We start from the raw sequence: 15,655 nt of genomic DNA, 5'->3' as shown, positions 1-15,655 counted from the left end.
CTTCGCCGGACCACGCCGCGGCGGCATGTGCCGGGGATGCGGTGGGCGGGGCGGCCGGGGCGGCGTGGTCACGAGGGAGAAACCTCCTGGGCGTGGGCAGACCGTCCGTACGGTAAGTCCGTACGATCTCCTTTCCGGGCCGCGACCCGGCGCGACGCGCCGCTGTCCCCCATAAGCGGTAACGTGGCCGCGCGCACCACCTGCCGAACAGCTGCCGTCTCCCGTGGTGCGACCCGGAGTCCGGCGCCCCCGAGGACCCCCCGAGGACCACATGTCTGCCGCGCAGTACCCCGCCGTCTCAGTGATCATGCCGGTGCTCGACGAGGAGCGGCACCTGAGGAACTCGGTCCGGCACATCCTGGAACAGGAGTACCCGGGTGAGATGGAGGTGGTGATCGCGCTCGGCCCGTCCAAGGACCGCACCGACGAGATCGCCGCCGAACTGGTGCGCGAGGATTCCCGCGTCCACACCGTCCCCAACCCCACGGGCCGTACCCCCGCCGCCCTCAACGCCGCCATCGCGGCCTCCCGCCACCCGATCGTGGTGCGGGTCGACGGGCACGGCATGCTCTCCCCGGACTACATCGCCACCGCCGTGCGCCTCCTGGAGGAGACCGGCGCGCAGAACGTCGGCGGCATCATGCACGCCGAGGGCGAGAACGCCTGGGAGGACGCCGTCGCCGCCGCGATGACCTCGCGGATCGGCGTCGGCAACGCCGCGTTCCACACCGGCGGCCAGGCGGCCCCCGCCGAGACCGTGTACCTCGGCGTCTTCCGCCGCGAGGCGCTGGAGAAGGCCGGCGGGTACAACGTCGAGTTCATCCGAGCCCAGGACTGGGAGCTGAACTTCCGCATCCGCGAGGCCGGAGGGCTCATCTGGTTCTCGCCCGAGCTGAAGGTCCAGTACCGCCCCCGCCCCTCCGTGCGCGCGCTCGCCAAGCAGTACAAGGACTACGGCCGCTGGCGGCACGTCGTCGCCCGCTACCACGCCGGCTCGATCAACCTGCGCTACCTCGCCCCGCCGACCGCGGTCTGCGCCATCGCGGCGGGCATCGTCGTCGGCGCGGCGGTCACCCCCTGGGCCTTCCTCGTCCCCGCCGCCTACGCGGCCGCCATCACCGCCGGTTCGCTGCCCGCGGGCAAGGGGCTGTCGCTCAAGGCCCGGGCGCAGATCCCGGTCGCCCTCGCCACGATGCACATGTCGTGGGGGTACGGCTTCCTCACCAGCCCGCGCTCGCTGGCCAAGCGGGTCATCGCCGCCCGCCGCCCGTCGCTGAGCGAGCAGACCGTCTGACGCGCCCCGCAGCATGCGAAAGGGAGGGCTCCACCGGTGCGGTGGAGCCCTCCCTTTCACGTACTCACCCGGTCGGCTACCAGGTGAAGTCCGGGTTCACGTGCATGCAGGCCTCTTCGTCGCCGCCCAGGGCCTGCGCCGAGTCCGGGGTCTTGTCGTCCTGGGCCGCGGGGTAGCTGCCCCCGTCGCGCCAGTCGGCGCCGACCGCCAGGGAGATCCCGGAGACGTCGGTGGACTTCTTCACCAGCGAGACCGGGATGCCGAGCGCCTTGGCGACCGCCTGGGCATCGCCCTCCAGCTCCGCGCTCGGGTACAGGACGCTGGTCCGCGCCGACGGGGCGATGTCCGAGGAGTCGAGGCCGGCCAGGGCGAAGCCCGCGTCCTTGAGCTGGTCCCGCACGTCGCCGGCGCGGCCGGAGGCCGGACCCTGCGTGTCCGTGGCGGTGGCGTTCCGTACGGTCACGGCGATCTCGCCGACCGGTGCCGACGGGTCGGTGGGCGTGGGCGAGGCGGTCGGCGAGGGCTTGGACGCCTTGCCGTCCAGCGCGACGTCGTCCCGCACCATCCGGAACAGCTGCTCGGCGTCGCCCGGCTTCGGGAGCACCCGCCCCGCGTTCGCCCCCGTCGCATAGACGTTCGGCATGGTGGTCATCGTGATCCGCTTGGTCGGGACCCGCTTGAGCTCCCCGGCCAGGTCGTACAGGCCCTTGGCGTCGAGTCCCGTGTCGAGTGTGATCGCGCTGGTCGCCGCCTCGGCGAGGTCCATCAGCTTTCCGGGGTCGGTGAGCTTGGTGCCCTGGCGGAGCTCACGGACCATCGAGTTCAGGTACTGGTGCTGAGCCTCTTCCCGGCCCAGGTCGGTGTTGTCCTCGAAGCCGTACCGGGTACGCAGCCACTGGAGGGCCTGCTCGCCCTTGATCGAGGTGGTGCCCTTCTTCAGGCGGAGGCCGGAGCCGGCTCCCTTGCTGGTGTGGGAGTAGACGTTGGCGTCGACGCAGACGGGCACGCCGCCCACGGCGTCGGCCATCGACACCACACCGGAGAAGTCGATCATCATGAAGTGGTCGATCGTGATGCCGGTGAGCTCGTACCAGGTGGCCACCGTGCAGCCCGGCCCGCCGCGGCCCAGACTCTCGTTGGTCATCGTGTCGGTGGTGGCCTCGTAGACCTCGTGGGTCTTCGGGTCGGTGCACTTGGGGATCTTCAGCAAGGTGTCGCGCGGCATGCTGACCACCGAGATGTTGCTCCGGTCCGCCGAGACGTGCAGGAGCATCTGCACGTCGGCGAGGGGCAGGCCGTTGAAGGTCTCCTTCGCGCCGCCCAGCTTCTGGTTGGCCTCGGTGTCACGCGCGTCGGAGCCGATGATCAGGATGTTCAGCGGAGTCTGACCGGCGGCGTTGGCCTTGTGCTCGACCATCTTCTTGTCGCCGAGGGTCAGTTTCTCCTTCTTGATGTTGTGGTTCAGGTGCTGGTAGTAGAGGTAACCGGTCGCGCCGGTGCCGAGTATGAGCAGCGCGAGCACCGAGGCGACCCAGCGCAGGACGCGCCGCTTGCCCTTCTTCGGCGGGCGCGTCGAGGGGCTGCCCGCACCGCCGTCGCCCTCGGTGGAACGCCGGGGGGCCGGGACGGAACCGTCGCTGCCCCCGGGCTCCGGCTTACCCCCCTCGGGCGTTCCGCCGTCCGGTTCGCCACCGGCGCCCCCGCTCTCCTCCGCTTCCCCGTCGCTTTCCCCGTCGCTGTAGAGACTGTCGTCCCAGCCGAGCTGCTCCGCCTCTCGGACGCGTGGCCGCGTCCCCTCCCCAGGTGTGCTGCTGTTCCGTCCCAACGGGACCCCCCTGCTGCTCAGGCTCTCGCGGTGGTGTGGCGAACGGGTTTCACTCGCTGCACACCGCCTTGTCGGCGCTGGCCCTCTGAATGTCGGTGGGTGCCGCGGCGGGCGCGTCGACGGCGACCCCGGCCCCCTTGAAGTCGGCGCCGAGCGTCAGCGTCATCGCTTCCAGCCCCTCGGCATCCGTGGTGCCCTGCTTCAGGGCCGACGCGGACAGCCCCATCATGTCGGCGAGCGCCCGGGCCTGGTCGGCCTGGTTGGGCGCGTACTCGAGCGTGGTCTTGTCGATCTTGGCCGGTGCGTTGGCCTTGTTGGTGGACTTCAGTACGCCCTTTTCGAGCTGCAGCCAGCTGACGGTGGCTCCGGCCGCCCCGCTGATCTTCCCGCCGTTGTACACGTCCACCCGTACGTCGGCGGCCTTCGCCCGCGTCCCCTCCAGCAGCTGGTCCTGCGCGCTCTTCTTCTTCGCGTCGGCGGCCTTCTTCTGCGCCGCCACCTCGGTGAGGGAGACGTCCTGGCGCATCGTCTCGAAGAGCTGCTCGGCCTTGGTCGGATGGACGACGACGGTGACCGGGGTGGGCTCGTCCGGGTTGTCGATGACCGGGACCGTGGTGAAGGTGATGTTCTTGGCGTCGACCTTGGAGAGTTCCTTGGCGAGGGTGGTCAGCTTCGCCACCGAACCGATGCCCGAGTCGACCGTCAGCGCCTTGGTGGCCGCGTTGGCGAGCTTGAAGAGCTTCGTCGGGCTCGTCAGAGTGTCGTCCGACTTCATCTGCCGGATCATCGAGCCGAGGAACTGCTGCTGGACCTTGATCCGGTCCAGGTCGCTCTCGTTGCCGAAGCTGTGCCGGGTCCGCAGCAGGGCCAGTGCGCTCTCGCCCTCCACCTTCGACTCGCCCTTCGGCAGTTTGAGGTGGGACTTGGGGTCGTCGATCGGCTTGGCCATGCAGACGGTCACCCCGCCGACCGCCGTGGAGAGCTCCTTGACCGCGTTGAAGTCCACCATCATGAAGTGGTCGACCGACAGGCCGGTCAGTTCCTTCACCGTGCGCATGGTGCAGCCGGGGTCGCGGCCGTCCTGACCCAGGCTGACGTTGAAGCGTACGTTCGAGGTCCCGGGTATGACCTTGGTGGTGCCGTCGTCCTGCTTCGTCTCGCAGTCGGGGATGTCCATGACCAGGTCGCGCGGGATGCTGAGCGCGGTCGCGTTGGTCCGGTCCGCCGAGACGTGGAAGAGGATGTTGGTGTCGGCGTGGCCGACGCTGCCGGCGTCGCCGTAGCCCTCGTTGCCCTTGCCGGTGCGCTTGTCGGTGCCGATGATCAGGATGTTCATCGGGCCCGGGCTGGTGACGTTCTTGTTGCCCGCGCTGCCCACGTCGACGGTGCCTATGTTGCCGTTGAAGTGCCGGTAGAGGGCGTACGCGCCGCCCGCACCCGCGACGACCAGGAACGCCGTCACGCCGCTCGTCCACAGCAGGAACCTGCGCTTGCCGCTCTTCTTCGCCTTGCGCTTGCGGCGGCCCGCCGGGACCTCCGCCTCCGCGGCCCGCCTGTTCCCGCCGGCCCGGCGGCCGCGCTGAGCCGGCACCCTGTCGTCCCGGGCCGGGGCGGTGTCCTCACCCGATTCGGCCGAGGGGGCCCGGCGGCGGCCGCCCTGGCGGGGTTCTCCGGCGGCCGATTCGTTTCTGCCGCGCGGAATGCGAGGGCTGTCGTCCACGCGCGGAGAATGCTCTTCGGAGTTGTTCAGTCGCAGTTCGTAATTACCGGTCTGCGGGTTCAGCACCCACTGGTCCGCAGGGTCGATATCGTCCGCCCGTCCACGGCTTTGCGCATCCACGGTTGCCTAGGTCCTCCGTCGGTGCCACGCGAGGCGCCCTCCCCGAAAGGCGCTTCAAATCTGCGTTCCAGAAGTGCGCGGCCGGACGGCCGGAAGCACTGGATCGCGTCACACTATCCGCCCGTTCCGGAGTCCAGCGACGGGCGTGACACATTCCACGCCCCCTACAACCGGGCATTCCACTCATTCCGCGCCGATTGTTCCGTTCCGCTTGAGAATTGCTTTACTCCTTACACAGGTCATCCGCAGCATTCGTGCCCGAGTAAGTGGGGTTGGGGGTCGCCCGGACCGCGTCGGTCCTTTTCTCCGGGGCCGGCCCGCTGCCCGAATTCTTGGCCGGTACGACGGTCACCGGGGCGTCCTCGCGCAGTTGCCGGAAAAGCCGGTCGGCGTCCGGTTGCACCAATTCATCCCGGTTCGCGTTCTGGCGGTACGGGCGGCGCGGGACGGTCAGGAACTGCACCTTGTCCGTAGGCACGTTCCGCATTCCCCGGACCAGCCCGTAGAGGTCGCGCAGCGAGTCCAGGCCCTCGTCCGTCGTCAGCGACTTCGTGGCCGCGTCGAGTACGGGGTAGAGCCGGGCCGGATTGAGCAGGACGCCATTGCTCCGGACCTTGTTCACCAGGGCGGCGAGGAACTGCTGCTGCCTGTCCATCCGCGCCGTGTCGCTGCCGTCGCCGAGCGACTTGCGCGCGCGTACGTATCCGAGCGCCTGCTCGCCGTCGAGCGTGTGCTGCCCGGCGGAGAGCTTCAGATGCGCGGCGGGGTCGTCGATGGGTTCCCTGAGGCAGATCCCCACCCCGTCCACCGCGTCGACCATGTCCTTGAAGCCGCTGAAGTCCACCACCACGTGGTGATCGACGCGGATCTTCGTCATCAGCTCCACCGTCCGGACCGTGCAGGCCGTGCCGCCGATCTCGAACGCCCAGTTGAACTGGGCGGTCCGCGCGCCGGTCGCCTTGCCGCCGGAGCCGTGGCAACCGGGGATCTCCACCATCAGGTCCCGTGGCACCGAGACGGCGGTGGCGCTCTTCCGGTCCGCCGCGAGATGCAGCAGGATCACCGTGTCCGAGCGCTGCTGCCCACCGTCGTCCCGGCCGTACTTCCGGTTGTCCCCGGCCCGGCTGTCGGAGCCGATGAGCAGGATGTTCTGGGCGTCCGTCACGAGGGCGGTGGGGCGCTCCCGCTCGTACGCCCGCAGTTCGGCCTCCGCCGCGGTGTCCGTCCGGATGTTGCCGTTCAGCCTCTGGTACAGCCACCAGCCCACGCCCGCCGCGACCAGGACGACGAGTGCCGCGCCCAGCGCGGTCCAGCGCAGCCAGTGACGCTTGCGCCCGTCCGGCCGCCCCGCCCCGGTGCGTTCCGCCCAGGTCCCCGGCCCGCCGCCGCTCCCTCGGCCGCCGCCGTTCTCCGGGCCGCCGTTCTCCGGCCCGCCGCCCTCCCGGCCGCCGTCCGGTGATCCGTCGTCCTGCGGGCCGGCCCCGCCGTCGCCCCGGTGACCGGGGTCGGGGTCGGGGTCTGGGCCGGGGTCGGCCGGCGTGCCAGCGCTGTCGGTCACGTCTGCGTCCATCCTCGGGTGGTCGGTACCGCCGATGATGTACCCGAGCCGCCGCCCAGCCCCGGGGGACCGGGCCCGCTAGGGGCCGGACGAGTGACGCTCGCGGCGCTTTTCATACCGCGGCCCGCCGTGGCCCGCCGCGGCCCCCGAGCCCCCGGCCGTCCCGGTCAGACCGCGCGGTGGGTGACCCGCTCGCTCTCCACCCGCTTCGCCAGCCCGTCCTCGTCCAACTGCCCGAGGTGGCGGCAGAGCACCACCGAGCCGCCCGACGCCAGCGGCGCCCAGAGCCCGGCGGCGAGCCCCGCCCAGCTGTCGTACGAACGTCCCGACAACAGCCGGGAACCGGGCGCGAGCCCCAGCCCGGCGGCTTCCTCGCGGGCCCCGGCGACGAGCTGCGCACCCGTCAGCTCCGTCCCGTCCACGACGAGCGCGGGGGCGTCCGGGTCCACCGGCTGGAAGGGGGCGAACCGGTCGCCCTGGCCCGGCACCTCGACCGCGTAGTCGGCGAAGCCCTCGGGTGCGACGGGGAAGCGGCCGCCCAGCGGGCGCAGCGCCAGGGCCACGCGCTCGCCCCGGCAGGCGCGGGCGCGCTCCAGCGTGTCCGGGCCGGTCACCACCAGGTCGGCCGCCGCCGGGTCGCCGCCCACCTCGGCGACCACGCCGACCGAGGAGCAGGCGAGCAGCCAGACGGCCGTCTGCCAGTGCGCGGGGAGCAGCAGGGCGAGCCGGTCGCCGGGTTCGGCGGCCAGGTCGCCCTGGAGCAGATTGGCGGTCTTGGCCACCCAATTGGCGAAGGTGGCGACCGAAAGTTCGACGCGCTCGCCGGTGGCGTCGTCGTAGAAAGTGACCAGGGGGCGGGCGGGGTCCGCGAGGAGCGCGGATCGCAGCAGGTCGGCGGGGGTGCGGTCGCTGGCGTTCATCCGCGCAAGGGTACGCGGCACCGGCCCCGGGCGGTCCGTGAACGGGTACGCCGGGCCACCGTTCGGCAGACGGGCCGTCAGGGCGTGAGGGTTCTGCCGAGTGGCCGGGCGTATCAGCCTATTTGAGGATCAATGACATGCGTACTCTCCACGCCGCAACGATCGGCGTCACCTGTGCGGCCGCACTCACCCTCTCGCTCGCCGCGTCCACACCCGCGCTGCCCGCGGCACCGGTCTCGGCGGCCCCGACCGCGGACCCTCCCGGCTCGACGCAGTCCCTGCCGCTCGTGCCGCTCACGGAGAACCGGGCCGCGGGGGAGAGCGCCGCGGGCGCGGCGCAGGGCCTCACCCCCAGGGAGGTCCAGCCCTTCTCCCTCCTCGGCGTCGTCTGGGACGACGCGGCGACCGAGCTGCCCGGCACGGTCGAGGTCCGGACCCGCGCGACCGCCACCGCCCGCTGGTCCGGCTGGCAGTCCGTCGAGACGCACAACGACGAGCACGCGGCGGAACCCGGCACCCCCGAAGGCGACGCGGCCTCCGTGCGCGGCGCGACCGCCCCGCTCTGGGTCGGCGCCTCCGACGCCGTCGAGGTACGCGTCCGGCCCACGACCACCGACCTGTTCGGCCGCGCCGCCGAGCCCGTGGCTCTCCCGAAGGGGCTGCGCCTCGAACTCGTCGACCCCGGCGCCGACCCCGCGCCCCTCGCCGCGAGCACGGTCCCGGGCGCGCAGGCCGCGGCCGGCACGACGGCGACGGACGAGGGCACGACGGGTACGGACGCGACCGTCCCGCCGGACACGGACACCGCCGACGTCGCCGTGCTGCCCGCGCTCAGCCGCGCCCAGACGATCGCCGACGCGCAGGCCCGCGGGCTGGGGCTCCCGGCCGAACCCGAGGCCGACCAAGACGCGGGCGCCCCCCGGGCCGGGGCCGCTCCCGCCGCGGCGAAGCCGTACATCGGACCCCGTCCGGGCATCATCACCCGCAAGGGCTGGGGCGCGGACGAGAGTTTGCGTGAGCGTCAGTTCGCGTACACCACGACGGTGAAGGCTGCCTTCGTCCACCACAGCGCCACCGGGAACAACTACACCTGCTCCCAGTCGGCCTCCATCCTGCGCGGCATCTACCGCTACCACGTCAAGAGCAACGGCTGGCGTGACATCGGCTACAACTTCGCCGTCGACAAGTGCGGGAACATCTACGAGGGCCGGGCCGGCGGTGTCACCAGGGCGGTCCTGGGCGCGCACACGCTCGGCTTCAACAGCAAGACCATGGGCATCGCGGTGCTCGGCAGCTACGCCAGCACCAATCCGCCCACCGCGGCGGTGAACGCCGTAGCCAAGCTCACCGCCTGGAAGCTCGGGCTCTTCGGCATCAACCCGAAGGGCACCGTCACCCTCGTCTCCGGCGGCGGCAACAGGTACAAGAAGGGCAGTTCGGTCAAAATGAACGCCATTTCCGGACACCGCGACGGATTCGCAACCGAATGCCCCGGAGCACGTCTCTACAAGAAGCTCGGCACGGCCCGCACCACCTCTGCCCGCCTCCAGGGGCGCTGACCGGGGGCGGGCCGGCGGGTCTGCATACACTGGCCAGCCGAACGAGGCCCGGCCCCCGGCAGGAAGCAGAGAACAGACGCCGTGACAGAGGCAAGAGAAGCGATCCTCCTGGTCGGTGGGAAGGGCACCCGGCTCCGTCCCCTGACGGTCCGCACCCCGAAGCCGATGGTGCCGGCGGCCGGTGTCCCCTTCCTCACCCACCAGCTGGCCCGCGCGCGGGCGGCCGGCGTCGAGCACATCGTGCTGGCGACCTCCTACCTGGCCGAGGTCTTCGAGCCGCACTTCGGTGACGGCTCGGACCTCGGCCTGCACATCGAGTACGTCACCGAGCGCGAACCGCTGGGCACCGGCGGTGCGATACGCAACGTCGCCCACAAGCTCACCTCGGGCCCCGACGAGCCGGTGCTCATCTTCAACGGCGACATCCTCACCGGACTGGACATCCGGGCTCTGGTGACCACGCACACCACGTCCGGCGCGGACGTCTCGCTGCACCTCACCCGGGTCCAGGACCCGCGCGCCTTCGGCCTCGTCCCCACCGACGCCTCGGGCCGGGTCACCGCCTTCCTGGAGAAGCCGCAGACGCCCGAGGAGATCGTCACCGACCAGATCAACGCGGGGGCGTACATCTTCCGCCGCTCGGTCATCGGCACCATCCCCGCCGACCGGCCGGTCTCCGTCGAACGCGAGACCTTCCCCGGCCTGCTCGCCTCGGGCGCCCACCTCCAGGGCATGGTCGACTCCACGTACTGGCTCGACCTCGGTACCCCGCAGGCGTTCGTACGCGGCTCCGCCGACCTCGTCCTCGGCCGCGCCCCCTCCCCGGCCGTCCCCGGCCGCTGCGGCGAACGCCTGGTGCTGCCGGGCGCCCGGGTCGCCCCGGACGCCAAGCTCAGCGGCGGCACGGTCGTCGGCGAGCGCGCCGTGATCGGCGAAGGCGCCCGGATCACCGGCTCCGCGGTGCTCGCCGACGCGGTGATCGAACCCGGCGCGGTCGTCACCGACTCCCTCGTCGGAGCCGGCGCCCGGATCGGCAGCCGTACGGTGCTGACCGGCGCGGTCATCGGCGACGGCGCCCGGGTCGGCGCCGACAACGAGCTCCGCGACGGCGTCCGCGTCTGGTGCGACGCCGTCCTCCCGGACGGGGCGGTCCGCTTCTCCTCGGACCAGTGAGGCACACCTCCCACGCGGGGTGAGGTACGTCTCCGGGAGCCTCCCCGGCCGGCCCCGGAGCCGTACCCTCGGAAGGGCACCCGCACCCGCAGGACCACCCGAGGACACCGACCCGTGGCAGGACGCTTCGCCCCCCGCACCGCGCGCACCGGCCTGCCCCGGCAGTCACCGGCCGCCGCACGCGAGGGCGTACCCGCCTCTTCCGGGGCCCCGCTGACGCGGGAGTGGACCCCGGAAGGCCCGATCGACCTCCGGCTGGTCCTCGGACCGCTGCGGCGCGGGGCGGGCGACCCCACCTTCCGCACGACCGACGACGGCAGCTTCTGGCGGGCCACCCGCACCCCGGCAGGACCCGGCACGCTCCGCGTCCGCCCGGCACCCGGCGGCCGGGTCGGGGCGAGCGCCTGGGGGCCCGGCGCCGCGTGGCTCCTGGACCAGCTGCCCGAACTCCTCGGCGCCGGCGACGACCCGGACGCCTTCGAACCCCGCCACCGGCTGCTCGCCCTCGCCCGGCACAGCCGCCCCGGGCTGCGCCTGCTGCGTACGGGACTGGTGATGGAATCCCTCATCCCGTCGATCCTCGAACAGAAGGTCACCACCACCGAGGCCTACCGCGCCTGGCGGCTGCTGGTCCGCGCGCACGGCACCCCGGCCCCCGGACCCACCGCGGGACTCGGGCTGTACGTCATGCCCGACCCGCGCACCTGGGCGCTGGTGCCCTCCTGGGAGTGGCACCGGGCCGGCGTCGACGGCAAGCGCTCGGCGACCGTGCTGCGCGCGGTGCGGGTGGCCCGCCGGCTGGAGGAGGCGGCCGGCATGGAACTGCCCGAGGCCAGGGCCCGGCTCGAACTGATCCCCGGCATCGGCCCGTGGACCTCCGCCGAGACCCTCCAGCGTTCCAACGGTGCCCCGGACGCCGTCACCACCGGCGACTACCACCTGCCGGGCATCGTCGGCCACGCCCTCGCGGACGACCGGCACGCCGACGACGCCCGGATGCTGGAACTGCTCGCCCCCTACGCGGGCCAGCGCCACCGCGCGACCCGGCTGATCCTGCTCTCGGGCGTGAGCCGGCCCCGCCGGGGCCCCCGGATGGCCCCGGGCGACATCGCCTCGCTCTGAGAGCCCGAGCCCCGAGCCCGAGCCCCGAGCCCCGAGCCCTGGGACCCGGGCGTACGCCTCAGCGCACCAGGAGGAAGTCCTCCGCGTCCCGGGCGGCCCGCTCGCGCGGTGCCGCCGCCGGGCGGCCGATGGCGACCGCGCCCAGCGGGTCCCAGGATTCCGGCAGGTCCAGCACCTCACGCACCACGGACCGGCAGAACATCGTCGAGGACACCCACGCCGACCCGAGCTGCTCGCCCGCGAGCGCCACCAGGAAGTTCTGCACCCCGGCCCCGGCCGCGACCACGAACATCTCGCGCTCCGCGGTGTCCCGCCGCTCGTCCCCGTAGGTGTGCGAACCGTCCATCACCAGGCACGGCACAGCCAGGTACGGCGCCGAGCGCAGCACGTCGCCCCGGCGCACCCGCTTCGCGATCGACTCCTCGCTCTTTCCGTCGCGCCGCAGATCGGCGACCCAGGCGTCCCGCATCGCGTCGAGCAGCCGGGTCCGCGACTCCTCGGACTCCAGCAGCACGAACCGCCAGGGCGTCGTGTGGTGCGGCGCCGGAGCGGTCACCGCGGCGGCCACCGCCCGCCGGACCGCCCCCGGGTCCACCGGGTCGCCGGTGAACTCCCGCACGGTCCGCCGCAGCGTCACCGCCTCCCGGACCGCCTCGGACGTGCCGAGCCGGAACATGTCGTCGGCGGCGACGCGCACCAGCGCCCGCGCACCGGCGGGCTCGTCCGCGGCGCCGCCCGCACCGCCCGCGACCACATCGCCGAGCCCGCGGACCACCGCCACCGGCAGCCCGGCGGCCTTGCCCTTCACCAGGTCGCCCGCGGCGGCCAGTTCGTCGGCGGTGGCGACCACGGTCGCGCTCAGCGGGTTGCCGTACGCGTCCGTACCGCCCCGCAGGTCGTCCAGGACCCGCACCCCGGCCGCCCCGATCGCGACGTCCGTCAGCCCCGCCCGCCACGGCCGCCCGAAGGTGTCCGTGACGACGACGCCGAGCTCCACGCCCAACGTGTCCCGCAGCCCGTCCCGGATCGCCCGGGCCGAACGGTCCGGGTCCTCGGGGAGCAGCAGCACCGTCCCGGCGGGGGTGTTCGAGGCGTCCACCCCGGCGGCGGCCATCACCAGGCCCTGCCGGTTCTCGACGATGCGCAGCGTGCCGCGCCGCGCCACCAGACGTACGGTCTCCGCGTCGATCGCGGCCTCGCGGTCGGTCGCCTCCATGATCCGGCCCTCGGCCTTGGAGACGATCTTCGAGGTGACGAGCAGGACGTCCCCGTCGGCCAGCCCCGGCTCGGCGGCGGCGATCAGCTTGGCGATGTCGTCCCCGGCCCGCACCTCGGGCAGCCCCGGCAGCGCCCACACCCGGTACGAGGGCACGGAGGCCGCCTCCGCGGCGCCCGGTTCCACCGTGCTCACGGGCGTACCTCCTCGGCCAGCGCCAGCGCCTGACGGGCCATCTCGGCCGTGGCGTCCACGTCCGTCATCATCAGCGGCACCGCGCGGCAGCGGATGCCCGCCGCCTCCACCGCGTCCACCGCACCGGCGTCCACGGTGTCCACCAGCCAGCCGTCCAGCAGCCCGGAGCCGTAGTGCTCGGCCACCGCGGCCGCCGTCGACTCGACGCCCACGGCGGCCAGTACCTTGTCGGCCATACCGCGCACGGGGGCGTCACCCACGATGGGGGAGAGGCCGACCACCGGTACCCCGGCCTCGGCGATGGCCTCCCGGATACCGGGAACCGCCAGGATCGTGCCGATGGACACCACCGGGTTCGACGGCGGGAAGACGATGACGTCGGCCGCCGCGATGGCCTCCAGCACCCCCGGGGCCGGCTTGGACTGCTCCGCGCCGACCGGCACGATCGCCCGCGCTTCGACGGACGCCCGCAGCCGCACCCAGTACTCCTGGAAGTGGATGGCCTTGGTCTCGCCGTCGATCTCCACGGCCACGTGCGTCTCGACCCGGTCGTCGGACATCGGCAGCAGCCGGACCCCCGGCTGCCAGCGGGCGCACAGCGCCTCGGTGACCGCGCTCAGGGGGAAACCCGCACCCAGCATCTGGGTACGGACCACATGGGTCGCGAAGTCGCGGTCGCCCAGCCCGAACCAGTCCGGCCCCACACCGTAGGCCGCGAGCTCCTCCTTGAGGTGGAAGCTCTCGTCGGTCCGCCCCCAGCCCTGCTCTTCATTGATGCCACCGCCGAGGGTGTACATCACGGTGTCGAGGTCGGGGCAGACCTTCAGCCCGAACAGATGGATGTCGTCGCCGGTGTTGCCGATGACGGTGATCTCCGCGTCGGGTGCGGCCCGTTTGAGGCCACGCAGGAAACGAGCACCACCGATACCGCCGGCCAGAACCACAATGCGCATGCCCCCCAGTCTGTCAGCCGGGCCGACCCCTTCGCGGGGCGGGTTCTCAGGCCGGTACGGCGTCCAGGGCCGGGGCGGCGCAGCGCGCGGTGTGCATCGGCATCTCGGTCAGCCCGGGGAAGTACACGTGCAGGCTGACGGCGGGCGTGAGGGAGTCGTTGACCACCTCGTGGACGTACCCGGGGGCGAAGACGCGCTGGCCGTCCGCGCCGATGGTGCGGGTGCCGTGCTCGGTGTGCTCGGTCAACTCGCCTTCCAGCACGGTCAGTACACCGGACGACAGGCCGTGGTCGTGACTCCCGCTGCCCTGGCCGGGGACCCAGCTGAGCAGCCAGACCTCGTAGCCGGGGCCGGTGTGCAGCCGGTGGTACCAGCGGGTGGTGGCGTCGTACTGGACGAGCGGGGCCCACTGGGTGCGGTCGGCGGCGATGGAGCGGGCCAGGCCGGCGAACTCGGCCACGGTGGTGGGGTGTTCCTTCTGCGGCTGGAGGAGGTGCTGGACCTCCAGGAGGTCGCCGGCGATCTGGAGGTCGCTGTCGTTGTTCATGGATGCGTGGTCCTCGGCATCGGTGGTGCGCGTGGGGGTGTGGCTCGGTGGCGGTGCGCGGGAGGTTCCGCGCGGACGCGCCGGTACGGCGGTTTCCTGCGCGGGGTGTGCCCGGGGGAGGGGTGCTGGAACCCCGTGGTGTCCGGCTGCGGCCGTGCCCGCAGGGGGTACGGAAGGGAGGCGTCACACCTGGGTTCGGAGGGGGAGCGCCGATCGGAGCCGGAGCCGCGAGGGCATCAACAGCAGCGACAGCTGGAACAGCAACAGCGGGCCTGGACAGCGGTGCGGAACCCACGGACGTGGGAGGCGTACATCGCGACGGTCGCTGGCATGGTGCCAAGGAGACCGGCTCGTTCCCCGCTCTGTCAACTCGGCGTCCCATTTGGCGGCAATGTTTCACCCCTTCCGGGCGGCCGGACAGAAGAAAGGTTTGTGCACCGACGGGGCAGGACAGGTGGCGCATCATCCGGGCGCTCAAACCTCACTGACGGTCTGTGACTCGTCTGTGATCTTGGTCGCTTCGATGATCGAATCGAACCGGCCCGCAAACTCCGTTCGTCCTACTCGTTGAGAAGGGGGGAGCGCCTGAGCCCTAGGCATATGTCAGGTTTTTGGTGGTTTGGTAACTTTCCGCGTATGTTTGGTTCCGCAGAGTGAATACCGGGGCCAATAGCAGAAGCTCGCTTGACCGGCCCAGAGCTACACACTTGTAATTTCACTCGTGTTGTTCGGCCGCACGGAGAGTGACGGTCACGTCACGGGGACGTAAGAGACAGACGAGGGGCGCACATGACCGAGCTGTTCCAGCAACTGCTGGTCGAGGACGCGGACGAGGAACTCGGCTGGCAGGAGCGCGCACTGTGCGCCCAGACCGATCCCGAGTCCTTCTTCCCGGAGAAGGGCGGATCGACCCGGGAGGCCAAGAAGGTCTGCCTCGCCTGCGAAGTCCGTTCCGAATGCCTGGAGTACGCCCTGTCGAACGACGAGCGGTTCGGCATCTGGGGCGGACTCTCCGAGCGGGAGCGGCGGCGCCTGAAGAAGGCCGCGATCTGACCGGTACGGACCCGAGGGCCCCGCACCGCCCGAGACCCGCGGATCCGACACGAGGCCGGCCCGGCCGCCGGGAACCGCACCTTCACGACACCTCCACCCCACTACCTCCACCGCGGACCCCGCCCGCACCCGGAGCGCCCCCGCTCCCGTACGGGACCCCGCGTCCGTACGCCCGCCGGAACCCCACGACAGCCCGATGGCCCGTGGCCCCGACCCTTCCCCCCAGGGTCCGGACCACGGGCCATCGGCGTGCGGGTACCCGCGCCGGGCGCCACCGCCCACACCGGCCGCGCGGCCCCCATACCCCGCGCGGTGCGGTCGGGGTTCACCCGCTCGGCGCCAACGCCCCCGATCCGTACCGTTAGTGTGGGGCCCCGTCCGAGACACGCCAACGCCCCGC

12 protein-coding genes are annotated in these 15,655 nt (G+C 72.3%); 5 read left to right on the top strand and 7 right to left on the bottom strand.

The features are described 5' to 3' along the window. The first annotated feature begins 271 nt into the window (after positions 1-271). Positions 272-1,294, top strand: a complete 1,023-nt coding sequence (locus OHA55_RS10545; RefSeq protein ID WP_266705056.1) for a glycosyltransferase family 2 protein — start codon at positions 272-274, stop codon at positions 1,292-1,294. A 76-nt stretch (positions 1,295-1,370) separates the two neighbouring features. Here OHA55_RS10545 and OHA55_RS10540 read toward each other — a convergent pair whose 3' ends face one another. The 4 genes from OHA55_RS10540 to OHA55_RS10525 all read right to left on the bottom strand — a co-directional run bounded on the left by OHA55_RS10540 (position 1,371) and on the right by OHA55_RS10525 (position 7,437). Beyond that, the gene (locus tag OHA55_RS10540; RefSeq protein ID WP_266705054.1) at positions 1,371-3,119 is read right to left on the bottom strand and encodes an LCP family protein; all 1,749 of its coding nucleotides are present in this window, start codon (positions 3,117-3,119) and stop codon (positions 1,371-1,373) included. Positions 3,120-3,168: 49 nt separating this feature from the next. Next, on the bottom strand, positions 3,169-4,959 hold the full coding sequence (locus OHA55_RS10535; protein WP_266705052.1) for an LCP family protein: 1,791 nt from the start codon (positions 4,957-4,959) through the stop codon (positions 3,169-3,171). A gap of 223 nt (positions 4,960-5,182) precedes the next feature. Then, positions 5,183-6,529, bottom strand: a complete 1,347-nt coding sequence (locus OHA55_RS10530) for an LCP family protein (protein WP_266705050.1) — start codon at positions 6,527-6,529, stop codon at positions 5,183-5,185. Positions 6,530-6,684: 155 nt separating this feature from the next. Beyond that, positions 6,685-7,437 (bottom strand): TIGR03089 family protein, encoded by a 753-nt coding sequence (locus OHA55_RS10525; protein WP_266705048.1) that lies wholly within the window; start codon positions 7,435-7,437, stop codon positions 6,685-6,687. A gap of 137 nt (positions 7,438-7,574) precedes the next feature. Here OHA55_RS10525 and OHA55_RS10520 point away from each other — a divergent pair, with 137 nt between their 5' ends. The 3 genes from OHA55_RS10520 (at position 7,575) to OHA55_RS10510 (ending at position 11,291) form a co-directional block, all read left to right on the top strand. After that, complete coding sequence (locus OHA55_RS10520; protein WP_266705046.1) at positions 7,575-8,996, top strand: N-acetylmuramoyl-L-alanine amidase; 1,422 nt, start codon at positions 7,575-7,577, stop codon at positions 8,994-8,996. A gap of 81 nt (positions 8,997-9,077) precedes the next feature. Then, a complete protein-coding gene (locus OHA55_RS10515) occupies positions 9,078-10,169 on the top strand; it encodes an NDP-sugar synthase (protein WP_266705044.1) in 1,092 nt (363 codons plus the stop codon). A 114-nt stretch (positions 10,170-10,283) separates the two neighbouring features. Next, entirely contained in the window at positions 10,284-11,291 is a 1,008-nt protein-coding gene (locus OHA55_RS10510; RefSeq protein ID WP_266705042.1) for a DNA-3-methyladenine glycosylase, read from the top strand. Between the two features lie 58 nt (positions 11,292-11,349). Here the strand turns inward: OHA55_RS10510 and OHA55_RS10505 are convergent, their stop codons facing one another. Genes OHA55_RS10505 through OHA55_RS10495 form a run of 3 tightly spaced genes read right to left on the bottom strand, consistent with a single transcriptional unit; the run spans position 11,350 to position 14,202 of the window. Further along, complete coding sequence (locus OHA55_RS10505; RefSeq protein WP_266710530.1) at positions 11,350-12,693, bottom strand: coenzyme F420-0:L-glutamate ligase; 1,344 nt, start codon at positions 12,691-12,693, stop codon at positions 11,350-11,352. Positions 12,694-12,698: 5 nt separating this feature from the next. Continuing rightward, positions 12,699-13,655 (bottom strand): 2-phospho-L-lactate transferase, encoded by a 957-nt coding sequence (gene cofD / locus OHA55_RS10500; RefSeq protein WP_266705040.1) that lies wholly within the window; start codon positions 13,653-13,655, stop codon positions 12,699-12,701. A gap of 46 nt (positions 13,656-13,701) precedes the next feature. Continuing rightward, positions 13,702-14,202, bottom strand: coding sequence for a cysteine dioxygenase family protein (locus OHA55_RS10495; protein ID WP_266705038.1), 501 nt, complete (start codon positions 14,200-14,202; stop codon positions 13,702-13,704). Between the two features lie 789 nt (positions 14,203-14,991). On the opposite strand from OHA55_RS10495, the gene OHA55_RS10490 reads away from it, so the two are divergent. Beyond that, complete coding sequence (locus OHA55_RS10490; protein WP_003968728.1) at positions 14,992-15,255, top strand: WhiB family transcriptional regulator; 264 nt, start codon at positions 14,992-14,994, stop codon at positions 15,253-15,255. Positions 15,256-15,655: the final 400 nt, after the last annotated feature.

Source organism: Streptomyces sp. NBC_00102, from assembly GCF_026343115.1.
Classification (GTDB): domain Bacteria; phylum Actinomycetota; class Actinomycetes; order Streptomycetales; family Streptomycetaceae; genus Streptomyces.
The sequence above is the reverse complement of the archived record's forward strand: the minus strand, read 5'-3'. Positions and strand labels throughout refer to the sequence as shown.